Below are 15,726 nucleotides of genomic sequence, written 5' to 3'. Positions count from 1 at the left end.
GGATGGATGAGTCCTGTTCAATATAGGCTCCATCTTTTAGCTGCATAATGAAAACGAGACGACCGGAGTCGTCTCGTAAAAAAGTCTAACTTTTTGGGGTCACCTCATTTTCAGGAGTCGTTTTTCTTTTAAAGATTTTTCAGACATTAAGCCTTAGTTCCTATACTTATTTTTATTTGTATGGTAAAATAATTATTAGTGCAAAACGAAACCAAAGTCTTTGTTGAAAGTGAATACGAGACTTTCAATTCTACTAGCCCCGTTGCTAGCAGATGGAACAATGACTTTCAGAAAAAAATAAAGCCTTGTGCTTATAATAGAACAAAGGAGATTATTCATGATTTACAAAGTATTTTATCAAGAAACGAAAGATCGTAATCCAAAAAGAGAACAAACAAGAGCGCTTTATCTTGAAGCTGATAGCGAAGTAACTGCTCGTCAACTAATTGAAGACCATACCCCATACAATATTGAATACATTCAATTATTAGAAGGCAATCATTTAGCTTACGAACAAGAAAATGCTGACTTCAAATTGATGGAGTTTTAAGATGAAAGTCAATCTTAAAAACAATGAAACAGGTGTTTTTGCGATTGGTGGCTTAGGTGAAATCGGAAAAAACTGTTATGGGGTGCAATTCCAAGATGAGATTCTTTTGATAGACGCCGGAATTAAATTCCCTGAAGATGAGCTTCTTGGCATTGATTATGTCATTTCTGATTACAGCTACATCGTTCAAAACATCCAAAAGGTAAAAGGTTTAATTATCACTCATGGTCACGAAGATCATATTGGCGGTATTCCTTACCTATTACGTCAAGCCAATATTCCTATTTATGCGGGACCACTGGCTTTAGCATTAATTACCAACAAACTCGAAGAACATGGCTTGTTAAGAGATGCCAAGTTAACGGAGATTAATGAAGATACTGTATTGCGATTCAGAAAAACTTCTGTTAGCTTTTTTAGAACGACGCATAGTATCCCAGATGCGCTTGGTGTTGTTGTAAAAACACCTTCTGGAAATATCGTAGCGACTGGTGACTTTAAATTTGACTTTACGCCTGTGGGTGAACCAGCAAACTTACATCGCATGGCTAAAATTGGTGAAGAAGGTGTGCTTTGCCTACTTTCTGATAGTACCAATGCTGAAATCCCAGCTTTTACCAAATCAGAGCGTACCATTGGTGATTCAATTATTAAAATCGTTGAAAAAATTGAAGGTCGAATTATTTTCGCAAGTTTTGCTTCTAATATTTTCCGTTTACAACAAGCTGCTGATGCTGCAGTAGCCACTGGACGAAAAATTGCCGTTTTTGGTCGCAGTATGGAAAATGCCATCGTAAATGGTCAAAAATTAGGCTATATCAAAGTTCCTAAAGGTACCTTTATTGATGCGAGTGAATTAAATCAATTACCAGCCAATCAAACAATGATTTTATGTACCGGCTCTCAAGGTGAACCGATGGCAGCCTTAAGTCGTATCGCAAACGGTACACATCGCCAAATCAGTATTCATCCTGATGATACGGTCATCTTTTCTAGTTCTCCTATCCCAGGAAACACAACTAGCGTCAATCATTTAATTAATTTACTACTTGAAGCAGGTGCAAATGTCATCCATGGTAAATTAAATAATATTCATACTTCTGGTCATGGTGGTCAAGAAGAGCAAAAATTAATGTTACGCTTGATGAAACCAAAATTCTTTATGCCTGTTCATGGTGAATTTCGTATGTTAAAAATTCATACACAATTAGCCCAAGCAACCGGCGTGCCAAAAGAAAATTGTTTCATTATGGAAAATGGCGATATGCTCGCTTTAACTAGTGATAGCGCACGACTTGCTGGTCACTTCCACGCAGGTGATGTCTATGTTGATGGTAGTGGGATTGGGGATATCGGTAATGTAGTTTTACGTGATCGTCAAATTCTCTCTGAAGAAGGATTAGTCCTTATCGTTGTAACGGTAGACTTAGAAAAACGTGAATTGCTAGCCGGACCAGATATCTTATCACGTGGCTTTATTTACATGCGTGAATCTGGCGAAATGATTAGTGAGGCGCAAGGTATTCTGTATGATGCATTAATGGACGCCTTCAATCAAGAAGGTGAAATAAGTGAGCATCAATTACGTGAAATCCTAACTGATGCGATTGAGCCTTATTTATACGAAAAAACACGTCGTAGTCCGATGATTTTAGCAATGATTATGACACCCGATAAATAAAAATAAGAGGTCAGGAATTTAACGCCTGACCTCCTTTTTATTGCCATAATCCTCTTTCTCTTAAACTCACATAACTTTCATGTCCAACTACAATATGATCTAAAACTTCAACCCCCATCAATTCTCCACAACGAATCAAGCGTTTTGTAAAGACTTTATCATTTTCTGATGGTTCAGGATTGCCACTAGGATGATTATGGCAAACAATTATTCGTGCTGCACTACATCTAACAGCCGCTCTAAAAATCTCCCTAGGATGCGCAATAGACTGATCTAAAGAACCCGTAAACAAACTATTTTTCTGAATAATTTCGTTTTTAGTATTTAAATATAAACAAACGAGATGTTCTTGTGGCTCATCTTTCAGTTCAGCAATCATCTGGTGTGCCAACTGAAAACTACTTGATACACGTCCAAATTTAGGCTGACATGATTGATGGATGCGATACCCTAGTTCCATCGCTGCTTGTAATTCAACAGCTTTAATCTGACCAATGCCTTTTATTGATAATAATTCGGGTAAGTCTGCTTGTTTTAATTCAAATAAATTGGGAAAATGCGTTAATACTTTGCCAGCTAACTCAAGGACATTCATTTGTTTCGTCCCTGTACGTAATAAGATAGCTAACAGTTCTTGATCAGATAAAGCATGAACCCCACGCTCAACTAAACGTTCGCGCGGCATTGAACTTGTTGGAATTTCCATAACTATTCACCCCCTTCACTAATAAATTACGCAAAAAAATGCCAAAAGCTTTTCACTAAACAAAAAATCCTATCAAAAGTTAAACAACTCTTGATAGGATAGCCATTTATTAAAATTTTTCAACTACATCATTTAGGCTCTGATAAACACCTACTGTTTTTGCTTTTAAATCCTCCGTTGGCAAAATTAAATCAGGAATCATCACCACATCGATGCCAGCTTGATTCGCAGCTAAGATACCATTTTTAGAATCCTCAAAAATCAAGACTTCTTCTTTTTTAAGACCTAATTTTTCCAAAGCCTTTAAGAAAATTTCTGGATTTGGTTTGGCAAAATGGACGTCTTCTGCAGATACAATACTATCAAACTCATCTTTAATACTAGAATGAGCAAGCAAAATATTGATAAACTTTAAAGTATTACTTGAAGCAATGACCTTGGGAATGTGTAACTCATTCAGACGCGCCATTAAAGCCTCGACCCCTGGTTTCAATGCTACTTTACCTTGAGAAAAATCAGCAAAAATTTGTTCATGACTTTCATTTACTAAACGATCAACCACTTCTTTACCATATTTTTGATCATAATTTTTATGGTAAGCCGCAATCATTTCTTCATCTGAAATACCTATATATTGGCGGTAAACTTCAAAATCATAGCTTATTCCCAGACGATCAGCAACAACTTGATTGGCATGGTAATACGTCATTTCCGTATCAAACAACAGCCCATCCATATCAAAAATAATGCCTTTATATTTTTTCATCGCACACCTCTACTCTTGTCCTAATAATAATTCCCGAACTTGAGACACAAAATAAAGTGACCCCGTTACCAATAACATATCCTCTTCTTGCATATTTTCCAAGATTTCCGCCAACCCAAATTGCCATAATGAGACAACCGATAATTTATCTGGGGCCATTTGTTCGAAGTACTCAGTCATTTGAATTGATTTGGGATGTTCAAAAGAAGAAACAACAATCTTTACATTTGGAACCTTCAACAACATTTTCAACATGCCATCTACATCTTTGGTTTGCAAGGCTGAAAATAAAACATACTTTTTAAAATCCTTAAATTCATCTAGATTTTCAACTAAACGCGCCATCGCATGATCATTATGTGCGCCATCCAAAATAATTAACGGCTGCTGACTAATTCTTTCCATTCTTGCTGGCCAAAAAGTCGCTTTTAAGCCTTGCACAATCCATTTCTCTTGCAGTGGTAACCCAAGAAGCTCACAATATTTTTTAAACAAGAAAATCGCCATGCCTGCATTTTCGATTTGATGATGGCCTAATAACGGTGTAAATAAATTTTTCCTCTCACCATCAGCATCAATATAGTTAAATCGTTCACCCCATTTAGCATCTGGACGTAAATAAGTGACGGAATAATCCTTTTGATAGCTGTATACTGGCGCTTGTTTTTCTTTTGCCACTTGTTCGATCACACTCATAGCAGCTGTTTCAATATTGCCACAAACCACTGGCACTTTATCTTTAATGATACCTGCTTTTTGAAAGGCAATCTCTTCTAGTGTTTCACCTAAGATATCTTGATGATCTAACCCAATTGTTGTAATACCTACCAAATCAGGGGTAATTACATTGGTGCAATCCAGTAAGCCCCCTAGTCCCACTTCGATAATTGCGACATCTACTTGTTGTTCATAAAAGTATAAAAATCCCATCGCTGTTAAAATTTCAAATTCAGTAGCCCCGCTTAAATGCGAATCCTCATCTAGCTTTTCTACCACTGCTTTCACACGCCAAGTTAAATCAGCGAGTTGTTCTGCTTGAATCATTTGTTGATTAATGGCAATCCGTTCGTTAAAACATTCAATATAGGGCGAAGTAAAGGTCCCCACAGTTAAGCCTGTCTGCATGAGCAAATGTTTCAAATAACTCACCGTTGAGCCTTTGCCATTCGTTCCTGCAATATGAATCATGCGAACCTTTTTCTCAGGATTTCCTAGAGCTGATAATATCGCTTCAATTCGATCAAGTCCTGGTCTAGAACCAAATTTTAAACGACTATGAATCCAATTAATTGCTTCTTTTTCTGTAAAACTCACTTTAAAACCTTCTTTTACTAAGCATAAAGGGACACTTGCAAATTGCTATTTACAAATGTCCCCCTTTCTGATTATTGTAATTCTTTTAATTGAGCAATGCGTTGTGCCACTGCTTGTTGTTTTTCAAGATAATCGGCTTCTTTGGCGCGTTCTTGGTCAACCACTGCTTGAGGCGCCTTGCTTACAAAACGTTCATTTGCTAATTTACCTTGAACACGTTTCACTTCACCATCTAGTTTGGCTAATTCTTTTTCTAAACGGGCAATTTCTTCTGTTAAGTTGATTAAATTCGCCAATGGTAAGTAAATCGTCGCACCAGTAATCACTTGTGACATTGCCATATCAGGTACTGCTAATTCTGTTGCAATTACCAACTCATCTGGATTACAAAAACGCATAATATAATTTTGATTAGCCGTTAAGAAAGCTTGTACTTTTTCATCATTTGCTTGAATGAGAAGAGTGACGGCTTTTGATAATGGTGTATTCACTTCAGCACGGATATTTCGAACCGCACGAATTACTTCTTTTAAGACTTCCATTCCTTCAGCAGCTGACTCATCGCTAAATGCATTTACTTCTGGATAACTTGCGACCACGATTGAACCAGTTGTTGTTGGTAATTTAGAGAAAATTTCTTCAGTAACAAACGGCATAATTGGATGTAGTAAACGTACAATATTATCTAATACATATACCAATACCGCTTGATTCATACGTTTAGCTTCTGGATTATCTCCATAAAGCGTTTCTTTACTCATTTCAATGTACCAGTCACAGAAGTCATCCCAAATAAAGTTATACAGATTACGGCCAGCTTCACCAAATTCAAAGCGATCAAATAAATGCGTTACTTTGTCAATCGTTTCATTCAAGCGAGTTAAAATCCAGCGGTCAGCGACACTCTTTTGACCATCAAGATGTAAATCTGCTGCACTCATACCTTCTACATTCATTAAGACAAAGCGTGAAGCATTCCAAATCTTATTGATGAAGTTCCAAGCTGCATCCATTTTTTCATAGCTAAAGCGCACATCTTGACCTGGTGCTGAACCATTTGATAAGAACCAACGTAAAGCATCCGCCCCGTATTTTTCGATGACTTCCATAGGGTCAATCCCGTTACCTAAAGATTTACTCATCTTGCGCCCTTGTTCATCACGAATCAATCCATGAATTAATACATTCTTGAATGGACGACTATCCGTAAATTCCAAACTTTGGAAAATCATACGGCTTACCCAGAAGAAGATAATATCATAACCTGTGACTAATGTATTCGTTGGGAAATAACGTTTGAAATCTTCATTCTCCGTATCAGGCCAGCCCATCGTTGAAAATGGCCATAATGCAGAACTAAACCAAGTATCTAATACATCGGAGTCTTGTACCCAGTTCTCGCTATCAGTAGGTGCTTCCATGCCAACGTACATTTCGCCAGTTTCTTTATGATACCAGGCTGGAATTTGATGACCCCACCATAATTGACGTGAAATGACCCAATCATGTACATTTTCCATCCAACGTAAGAAAGTTTGGTTAAAACGTGGTGGATAAAATTCAACAGCATCCTCAGTCTCTTGATTTTCGATGGCGCGTTTGGCTAAAGGTGCCATCTTAACAAACCATTGTGTAGATAGACGTGGTTCAACGACTACCCCCGTACGTTCAGAATGACCCACACTATGGACCATTTTTTCAATTTTCACTAAACGACCTAATTCTTCCAATTCTTTAACAATTGCTTTACGAGCTTCAAAACGATCCATACCGGCATATTTTCCGGCTAGTTCGTTCATTGTGCCATCTTCATTCATGACATTCACGCGTGGTAAATCATGACGGTTACCCACTTCAAAGTCATTTGGATCATGTGCTGGTGTAATTTTCACAACCCCTGTTCCAAATTCCATATCAACATAAGTATCCGCCACAACTGGAATTTCTTTATTCACAATTGGTAAGATTACGTTTTTGCCAATTAAATGTTGATAACGTTCATCATCAGGGTGAACAGCCACTGCAGTATCCCCTAACATCGTTTCTGGACGAGTAGTCGCAATTTCCACAGTACCTGAGCCATCCGCTAATTCATAAGTCATGTGATAAAAAGCACCTTCCACATCTTTATGAATTACTTCAATATCAGAAAGGGCGGTTCTTGCTTTAGGGTCCCAGTTAATAATGTATTCGCCACGATAAATTAAGCCTTTTTCATACAAGGAAACAAAGACTTTACGTACCGCTTTAGATAATCCTTCATCTAAAGTAAAACGTTCACGAGAATAATCTACAGAAATGCCAAGTTTGCCCCATTGTTCACGAATATGAGTGGCATACTCTTCTTTCCAATCCCAAACTTGTTCCACAAATTTTTCACGACCTAAATCATAGCGTGAAATTCCTTGTTCTTGTAATTTAGCTTCCACTTTGGCTTGAGTCGCAATCCCCGCATGGTCCATTCCTGGTAACCATAAAGTATCATAACCTTGCATACGTTTTTGACGAATAATCATATCTTGTAAAGTCGTATCCCAAGCATGACCTAAGTGTAATTTACCTGTTACATTTGGTGGTGGAATCACAATTGAATAAGGTTTTGCTTTTTTATCGCCACTTGGCTTAAATAAATCTTTTTCTAGCCATTCTTGATAACGGCCAGCTTCTACTTCTTGCGGATTATACTTGCTTGATAGTGTATTTTCTGCCATAATCTTCCTCCTCATTGGTTTCATTTTTATTTATCCGTTGCCTACAATTTAGTTTAAGAGTCCTTAAATTTTCTAACGTCCTGGACAAACTTATCCGCTCGTGGCTGTTCAAGTCGCTTCACATCCATGATCCACGGCGCTCAACAGCTAGACATTGTGAAATTCGTCCTCCCACTTGTGAAAATCTCCTTTCATCCGATTTTCTCAGTGGGAGGTAAGCACACGAATTTCTTCATGTCTGATCAAGCTGTTTCGCGACCTTAATTAAAAAAGTCCTAATGTACAAAAGTCAGACTTTTGTACATTAGGACGTAAATTACGCGGTACCACCTAAATTGTAGTCAATACTACCTCTCAAAAGTGAGTTAACGATCACAACTCGCTTATCTCTACATATACTTTCAAGATAAGTACTCACAAGCTACCTTCATAACGCTTGATTAAAAACCTCACAGCCAAGGGTCTTCTCTCTAAAAATCAATAAACGTTACTACTCCTCTTGATCAACGTAAGCATATTTTACAATGAAGTTGGCCATAAGTCAAACTGCAATGGAATTAACGGTTGACAATGGCATCAATTGCATTTTGATAATTAGGCTCTTGTGTCATTTCAGGGACAATTTCTTCATAAATGATTTTGCCATCACTATTAATCACAAAGACACTGCGCGCATACACATTTAATTCTGGAATCAAAACACCATAAGCTTGACCAAATGTATTCTCAGGATCATGCAACATCACTAAATCCAAACCTTCCGCTGCACACCAAGATTCCTGTTGTTCTTTCGTATTATTAGAAATTGTGACAAAATTTGCTTCTTCAAACTTAGCCATCATTTCATTAAATTTACGCGTCTGTATAGAACACACTGAAGTATTAATATCTGGCACCACACTGATAATCAAAGGTTTGTCTAATAACTGAGATAAATGAAAAACTTTATCTTTCAAATCCTTTAATTCAAAATCCACTGCTTGATTTCCTACCTTCAATGGTTCCTTTACTAATGAAAAAGCCTCTCCACGCTTCGTAATTTGCATGTTCATCCATCCCTTTGCTTTTTTATTTTAGTTTAGCACGAGCTGTTTTTACGAACAAATAAAATGCTTTATTTCTTGTATTCTCGATCAAAGAAAATTAAGGTTTGCAATTCTGTGGTTAAGTCAATATATTGAACTGTGACATCCTTAGGGACATTGACACGGTCAGGAGCAAAACTCAAAATAGCGGTAATATTTGCGTCAACAATTTGATTCACTACTTCTTGTGAGAATTTACTAGGCACAGTCGTAATGGCCACGGTGATATTTTCTTGTAGTACCACTTGAGCTAACTCTTCAATACTGTATACGTAAAATCCTTCTACTTCTTGATGGATAAGTTCAGGATTATTATCGAATACTGCCACGATATTTAAATTGCCGTTTCTCCTAAAATTATTCTTGGCTAAGGCTTTTCCCAGATTACCAAACCCGATTAATGCGATTCGTTTTTCTTCTTGCACATCTAGTAAATTGCTAAAAACTTCTATCAGATAAGGCACATCATAACCATAGCCACTTCGCCCTAACTCGCCTAGATACGAAAAATCTCGACGAATCGTAGCTGAAGGAATCTGGGTAATTTCTGCAAAACCTTTGGACTTAATTCTTGTCACACCACTGTCTTGCAAAACATTTAGATAGCGTAAATAGACGGGTAGACGCTTGGCTGTTGCTTTGGGTAATTTTTTTTTGGCTTCCATATATATTTTTCCCTTTCATTTTTGTTCATCGTTTCACATTTTGAGTTTATCACGAATAGCACAAACTTACAAGTAGCCAAACGTTTTTTATTTAATATTTGTGAAAGTGTTTACGATATAGTAAAAAACTGATTGAATCAGCAAAATACATTGCTAAGTCAATCAGTTGAATAATTATAATAAATCAGCAAATTCATCACGAACTTCACTAGAATGAGGGGTAATTTCTGAGATTTTCAATCCAGCAAGCGCTTCTTGAATCAAACCTTCAACATCAAATCTTTCCTCATACTCATGAACTTTTTCCAATTTTGGCCGTGTTTTAGGTTGTGGTGGAGCAAAAATCGTACAGCAATCTTCAAATGGTTGAATGGCTAATTCGAAAGTATCGATTTGTTGGGCTACTTCTATTATTTCAAGCTTATCCATGGTTGCAACTGGACGCACAACAGGTCGATTGGTCACTTCATTAATTGCAACCATACTTTGCAACGTTTGTGAAGCAACTTGCCCTAAAGACTCACCATTTAAAATAATTAAACCATGACGTAATTTACAAATTTCATCCGTGATTCTTAACATCATTCGTCTCGTTAACGTCATCCAGTAGCCTTGAGGAACGACTTCTTTAATCGTTTCTTGAACTTTAGTAAATGGCACTTCAATAAATTGAATACTACCGACATAAGGCGCTAATTTAGCCGTTAAATCTTTTGCTTTTTGTAAGGCTTGTTCACTCGTATAAGGTGGTGAAGCAAAATGCACGGCTTCAATTTCTACCCCACGTTTCATCGCAAAGTAACCCGCTACAGGAGAATCAATTCCTCCAGATAACATCAACATCCCCTTACCTGAAGTTCCTACAGGCAACCCACCTGAACCTTGAATCGTTTCATAAGAGATATAAGCCGCATCTAAGCGAATTTCTACACGTAAGTTAATATCTGGACGCTTCATTCGCACTTTAATATCTGGAAAAATATCGATAACCGCATTGCCTAATGTTAAATTTAACTCTTCACTAGTTTGTTCAAAATCATGGTCACTTCTTTTAGCGGTAATTTTAAAACTTTCCGTCCCAGTATAAATTTCTTTCATCACGCTCTGTACTGCTGTGATAAGTGCAGGAATTGATTTTTCTACTTTGATACTAGGTGAGAAATTTTGAATTCCAAATACTTTCTGTAGTTTTTCAATAACCGCATAGCTATCTTCACCATTGAGTAATAAATGCATCCGATCACGGTCGGCTTTAATCTTGATATTAGGATAATCACTCAAGGCACTTCTGACATTTTGCGCCAGTTGCATAATAAATGATTTACGGTTCTTGCCTTTAGTGGATAATTCTCCATAGCGAACCATAATTTCACTATATTCCAATCTCTTCATCCTTTCTTACATCACTTTGGTAAATTTTTGATATAATTGACGGAACACAATTAAAAATTGCTCTACTTCCGCCATTGTATTACTTTCATCTAAACTGATACGTACTGCACATTTAGCAATTTTATCCTCAACATTCATAGCATGTAAGGTTGAACTAGCCATTTTTTTACGACTAGAGCAAGCACTGGTTGTAGAGATAAAGATTTCTTTTTCCTCTAATGCGTGAACCAATACCTCGCCGCGAATCCCTTTTAAAGCAAAACAAAGAATATGAGGAGCAAACTGATCTTTACCAGAAAAAACAATCACTTCTGGATACGCTACAAGTGCAGACTTCAATGAATCTTTTAATTTGGCAACCTTGGCCATTTTTTGTGCTTGCTGATCAAGTTTTAATCGCAAAGCTTTAGCCATCGCCACAATCGCTGGTAAATTTTCGGTACTCGAACGTTGATTTTGTTCTTGTCCCCCACCAGCTAATAAAGGCATAATTTTACGACCTTGTTTCTTATAAATAAAACCTACACCACGCGGACCATGAAACTTATGAGCAGAAAATGTTGCAAAATCCACACGCTCTGTTAAAAAGTCAGAAAGTGGGATTTGCCCAATTGCCTGTACACTATCCACGTGAAAATGAATTTTAGGAAACGCAGCAAGCAACTCACTAATTGCTTGAATCGGTTGAACACTTCCCACCTCATTATTTACCGCCATGATGGAAACTAAAATAGTATCTTTACGAATCAATTTCTTTAGCTCATCTATCTTCACAAATCCTTGACTATCTACAGGCGCGACACTTATTTCAAAGCCTTGTGCAGCCAATTGTTGACAGGTTTCACTCACTGAAGGATGTTCAATAGCCGAAAGAATAATGTGCTTACCAAAATTTTGTTTTTCATAAGCAGTTCCCTTAATGATATAATTATTTCCTTCTGTTCCTCCACTTGTAAAAACAATTTCATCTGTATGTACATCAAGTAAGCCTGCAATTTGCTTTCTAGCTTCTTGTAATAACCGATTTGCTTGAGTCCCTAATCGGTGCAAACTTGAGGGATTTCCCATAATCGTTTGGCTAGTTTTCACGTAAGCATCCAAAGCTAAACGATGAATACTCGTCGTTGCACTATTATCAAAATAGATCAAATTAATACCTCCTCGTTCATAAACCTTTATCATTATAGCGACAATTCTCGCGTGTTTCAAGTTAAGTACCTTAGAAAAAAAGAAGAGCAAGACAAACTCACTCTTCTTTCATAGACATAATTATAAGTCATTTTACACTAATTCGCGATGATTGAAATAGAAGTTTTCAATACGCGTAAATGCTCCAGGTTCTACACGTTCTAATGCGGTGCCAATCTCATCAAGTGCCTCTTGATATTGATAAGTATTCGTAAATAAATCTAAGCTTCGATCAATTGAAGCTTTGATATCTGGATGAGAATGACGATAGCGATTTGCATATTGCATCATTTGTTCTGTTAAAGCTGCAGCATCTACCAAATCATGTGTTTCCTTATCAAGCTTATCTAAATCATCTTGACAAGTGTCTACATAACGATTGATGTCTTCCATATTAATGCGGATTTTATTTAATGCTCGATTTAGTCCTTCAACGTGATCTGTCACCATAAAGAAGAATTCTAAGTAATCATTTGGTAATCCAGGTAAGCGTTGTTTTTCGACAAAACGTTTTAAATTACGTAATTGAAACTCAAAACTTTCTACTTTTTCTTGAGCAACTTTTTCACCGCGACGTAGTTCTCTCAATTCTTCATCAATCTCTACTTGTTGATTCTGAATATCATCTAAAATCTTATAAGCATCTTTATAAAATCCTTGTACTTCAGAATACGGAATCTTATGTCCTTCCATTGCTTCCATCATGCTAGTATTACGACGAACCAATTCATCCACTTCTGTTTGAAAACCACGTACACGTCCCAATTCATTATGGTTTAATGTATAACTTTGAGCAGTGTGATCAATTTCAATCAATAATTGACGATTGTTTTTCGTTGCAAATGCCACATAATCTGCAATAATATCACGATTTTTCAAGACATATTTCTTCGCATCAATCTCGCGCTCCATAATACTATATAAAGCGTCAATGTCGTTAGCTGTATCGCTATTGGCCGGTTCAACTAAATTCACTTCAGTCTTGGCTAAATCACGCATAGAGTTTTCAATTCTTTCGCGTACACGACTGACTTCTGCTAAGAAATTGGTTTCAGGGAAAACGAAATGTGCATCAATAAGCTTTTGATAACCTTCTTCGATTTCTTTTAGTTGATCTGGGAAAGTCTTATTAAGATCTTCGTACAATACCGGCAAGCGATTCATCACATCTTCTAATGTGTAAGTGTGATTTTCAGCTGTTTGTAAAACTTCACGAGCTTCGACGGGATCACCTGAGGTATTAAGAGTTACAAATTGTGTGAATTCAATTTCAATACTTTTTAGCTGCTTTTGTAATTCAGGATAAGCAGGACCAAAAGTATCAGACTCATCTCGCATTCTCTTCTTCAATTCTTGATACTTATCTAAAGCATTTTGAACTTGTAGGGAATTACGTTCTTCACTTTCACGCAACTCTTTAAGACCACTACGAATCTCAGCAACATCTTCTTCCATATTCAGCAAAGCTATTTCTGCTTCTTCAACAGCTTGTTTTGCCTTCATAAAGCGGAAGGTTTCGTTTAAGGATTCGACTTCTAAAATTTGACTTTCCAAATCAGCAAATGCTGTCGTAGAAAGATCGGTCCATTTTTGATTCCATTCTCTAAAAGTATTCTGACTTTGGCCGACTAAGTGCATTTTCTTCACTTCATCGACCTCTTCAATCACCGGAAGATCAAATAATTGTTCCTTTCGTTGCTCCAATTCATCGAGCCTAGCCATCGTTTTCTTTCTAACAAAATATCCCACAAAGTAAACAATGGCCGCAGCCACAATAATTGCGACGACGATTCCAATAATCAGATTACTTCCCACAATTGATTCCTCCAGTTTCCTAAAAAATACATTTACACAGATGTTCATCAGGTACTACTACAAGAATACTAATTGAAATATAGATATATTTCTGGTCAAAAAGGCATCTGCAATGAATTATATCACAAACTGACCCATCATTCACTATTCTTACTGAAATAAAAGTAAAATTTTTTCAACTTTTTTACAAAGAATTAATATTTTCTTGATTTTCCTTTTAAGAGGAATAAAATGCACCAAAAAAAGCACCCTCTCTAAAGAATTTTAATCTTTTTCTCATTTTTATCGATAAATATTCATTTTTTTAATAAAAAAGGCTTGATTTATTAGTCTATAAACGTTACATTTTAAGAAAACCTTTCTAAAAGGAGGAGATTTAAAAAGTGAAAGTTGCAAAATTTGGAGGAAGTTCACTTGCCAGCTCAGATCAAGTGAGAAAGGTAGTGAACATTATTAAAGATGATCCTGCACGTAGATATATTGTTGTTTCGGCACCAGGAAAGCGTCACAGTGATGATATCAAAGTGACAGATTTATTAATTTCTCTACATGATAAGCTGATTGCTGGCAAAGACCCTTCTCGCTTAATAGAAGCTATTTATAATCGTTATGAAGAAATTGGCCAAGCTTTTCACGTAGATGCAAACATTCTTGCTGCCATTCATGAAGATTTGGAAAAATTACGTACACTTGAAACAAGAGGGAATGAACACCTTTATGATATAATCTTATCGCGAGGAGAAGACAACAACGCCCGTTTAATTGCAGGGGTGCTTAAAGCAGAAGGATTGAAAGCACGCTATATTTCACCAAAAGAAATTGGTTTATTTGTAACTGATGAACCTAAAAATGCCCGTATTTTGAACAAAGCTTATCCATTAATCCATAAGTGGGCAAAAAATCCTGATATCTTAGTTATTCCTGGTTTCTTTGGAATTACTGAAGAAGGAAATATTTGTACTTTTTCTCGTGGTGGCTCTGATATTACTGGCGCTATTATCGCTGCCGGCATGAATGCTGAATTATACGAAAACTTTACTGATGTGAATGGTATTTATTCCGCACACCCTGGTATTATTCATGAACCAGAATTAATTAAAGAAATCAGTTACCGAGAAATGCGTGAATTAGCTTATGCAGGTTTTTCTGTCTTCCACGATGAAGCTTTAATTCCTTCATTCCAAGCAAAAATTCCCGTGGTGATTAAAAACACGAATAACCCTACGCATCCAGGTACACAAATCGTTCATGAAAAGCACAAACATGAAAAAACGGTTGTCGGAATTGCTAGCGATGGTGGGTTTAGCATGATTTATATCAGCAAATATCTCATGAACCGTGAAGTAGGCTTTACCTTACGTGTATTACAGATTCTCAAAGATTTCAATATCAAATATGAACATATGCCTTCTGGAATTGATGATATTTCCATTATTTTACGAGCAAACCAACTGACAGAAGAAACAGAAGAAGAACTCCTTCGAAAAATTGCCTATGAAATTGACCCTGATGAATTACGCATTAAACACAATATTACCATGGTGGTTGTCGTTGGCGAAGGTATGCGTGAAAAAGTTGGTGTCACTGCTGAAAGTACGGCTGCGCTTGCGAGAAAGAAAATTAATATTGAAATGATTAATCAAGGCTCCTCAGAAGTAAGCATCATGTTTGGTATACAAGATAAAGATGAAAAAGCAGCGATTCGTTCACTTTATTACACCTTCTTTGACTAATTGATAAGGATAAAGGCTCTTTGTCAAGTAGTGTTGTTGGCAATTAAGTCAATTGGAGAGAAAGTTATTTTATGAATGCTTTCTCTCTTTTTTTTATTTTCTTTTCTTTTTTCAATCGAC

At 36.7% G+C, this 15,726-nt stretch carries 12 protein-coding genes and 1 other annotated feature; of the genes, 3 read left to right on the top strand and 9 right to left on the bottom strand.

Features of this window, described 5'->3' with window-relative positions; genetic code table 11:
- The first annotated feature begins 337 nt into the window (after window positions 1-337).
- A complete protein-coding gene (locus ACTQZM_RS10040; RefSeq protein WP_016251707.1) occupies window positions 338-550 on the top strand; it encodes a DNA-directed RNA polymerase subunit epsilon in 213 nt (70 codons plus the stop codon).
- Between the two features lies 1 nt (window position 551).
- Window positions 552-2,231 carry a ribonuclease J1 gene (gene rnjA / locus ACTQZM_RS10035; RefSeq protein ID WP_113784616.1) on the top strand — a complete coding sequence of 560 codons (1,680 nt, stop codon included), beginning with the start codon at window positions 552-554 and terminating at the stop codon, window positions 2,229-2,231.
- 37 nt (window positions 2,232-2,268) lie between these two features.
- On the opposite strand, the gene radC is transcribed toward rnjA, so the two are convergent.
- The 9 genes from radC to ACTQZM_RS09990 form a co-directional block, all read right to left on the bottom strand.
- The gene (gene radC, locus ACTQZM_RS10030) at window positions 2,269-2,937 is read right to left on the bottom strand and encodes a RadC family protein (protein ID WP_016251704.1); all 669 of its coding nucleotides are present in this window, start codon (window positions 2,935-2,937) and stop codon (window positions 2,269-2,271) included.
- 109 nt (window positions 2,938-3,046) lie between these two features.
- Complete coding sequence (locus ACTQZM_RS10025) at window positions 3,047-3,703, bottom strand: HAD family hydrolase (RefSeq protein ID WP_441653684.1); 657 nt, start codon at window positions 3,701-3,703, stop codon at window positions 3,047-3,049.
- Window positions 3,704-3,712: 9 nt separating this feature from the next.
- Window positions 3,713-5,017, bottom strand: a complete 1,305-nt coding sequence (locus ACTQZM_RS10020) for a bifunctional folylpolyglutamate synthase/dihydrofolate synthase (RefSeq protein WP_441653683.1) — start codon at window positions 5,015-5,017, stop codon at window positions 3,713-3,715.
- Between the two features lie 71 nt (window positions 5,018-5,088).
- Complete coding sequence (locus ACTQZM_RS10015; protein ID WP_441653685.1) at window positions 5,089-7,731, bottom strand: valine--tRNA ligase; 2,643 nt, start codon at window positions 7,729-7,731, stop codon at window positions 5,089-5,091.
- Window positions 7,732-8,030: 299 nt separating this feature from the next.
- Window positions 8,031-8,244: a binding site (T-box leader), on the bottom strand.
- 41 nt (window positions 8,245-8,285) lie between these two features.
- Complete coding sequence (gene tpx, locus ACTQZM_RS10010; RefSeq protein WP_243198616.1) at window positions 8,286-8,774, bottom strand: thiol peroxidase; 489 nt, start codon at window positions 8,772-8,774, stop codon at window positions 8,286-8,288.
- Between the two features lie 68 nt (window positions 8,775-8,842).
- On the bottom strand, window positions 8,843-9,478 hold the full coding sequence (locus ACTQZM_RS10005; protein WP_311897519.1) for a redox-sensing transcriptional repressor Rex: 636 nt from the start codon (window positions 9,476-9,478) through the stop codon (window positions 8,843-8,845).
- Between the two features lie 174 nt (window positions 9,479-9,652).
- Window positions 9,653-10,861 carry a tRNA uracil 4-sulfurtransferase ThiI gene (gene thiI / locus ACTQZM_RS10000; RefSeq protein WP_441653682.1) on the bottom strand — a complete coding sequence of 403 codons (1,209 nt, stop codon included), beginning with the start codon at window positions 10,859-10,861 and terminating at the stop codon, window positions 9,653-9,655.
- A 15-nt stretch (window positions 10,862-10,876) separates the two neighbouring features.
- Window positions 10,877-12,019 carry a cysteine desulfurase family protein gene (locus tag ACTQZM_RS09995; protein WP_441653681.1) on the bottom strand — a complete coding sequence of 381 codons (1,143 nt, stop codon included), beginning with the start codon at window positions 12,017-12,019 and terminating at the stop codon, window positions 10,877-10,879.
- Window positions 12,020-12,151: 132 nt separating this feature from the next.
- The gene (locus tag ACTQZM_RS09990) at window positions 12,152-13,873 is read right to left on the bottom strand and encodes a septation ring formation regulator EzrA (protein WP_248626446.1); all 1,722 of its coding nucleotides are present in this window, start codon (window positions 13,871-13,873) and stop codon (window positions 12,152-12,154) included.
- A 383-nt stretch (window positions 13,874-14,256) separates the two neighbouring features.
- On the opposite strand from ACTQZM_RS09990, the gene ACTQZM_RS09985 reads away from it, so the two are divergent.
- Window positions 14,257-15,606, top strand: a complete 1,350-nt coding sequence (locus tag ACTQZM_RS09985) for an aspartate kinase (protein WP_441653680.1) — start codon at window positions 14,257-14,259, stop codon at window positions 15,604-15,606.
- The last annotated feature ends 120 nt before the right edge of the window (window positions 15,607-15,726 follow it).

The sequence above is a fragment of the Enterococcus cecorum genome (genome assembly GCF_052119425.1).
GTDB classification, from domain to species: Bacteria; Bacillota; Bacilli; order Lactobacillales; family Enterococcaceae; genus Enterococcus_E; species Enterococcus_E cecorum_C.
The sequence above is the reverse complement of the archived record's forward strand: the minus strand, read 5'-3'. Positions and strand labels throughout refer to the sequence as shown.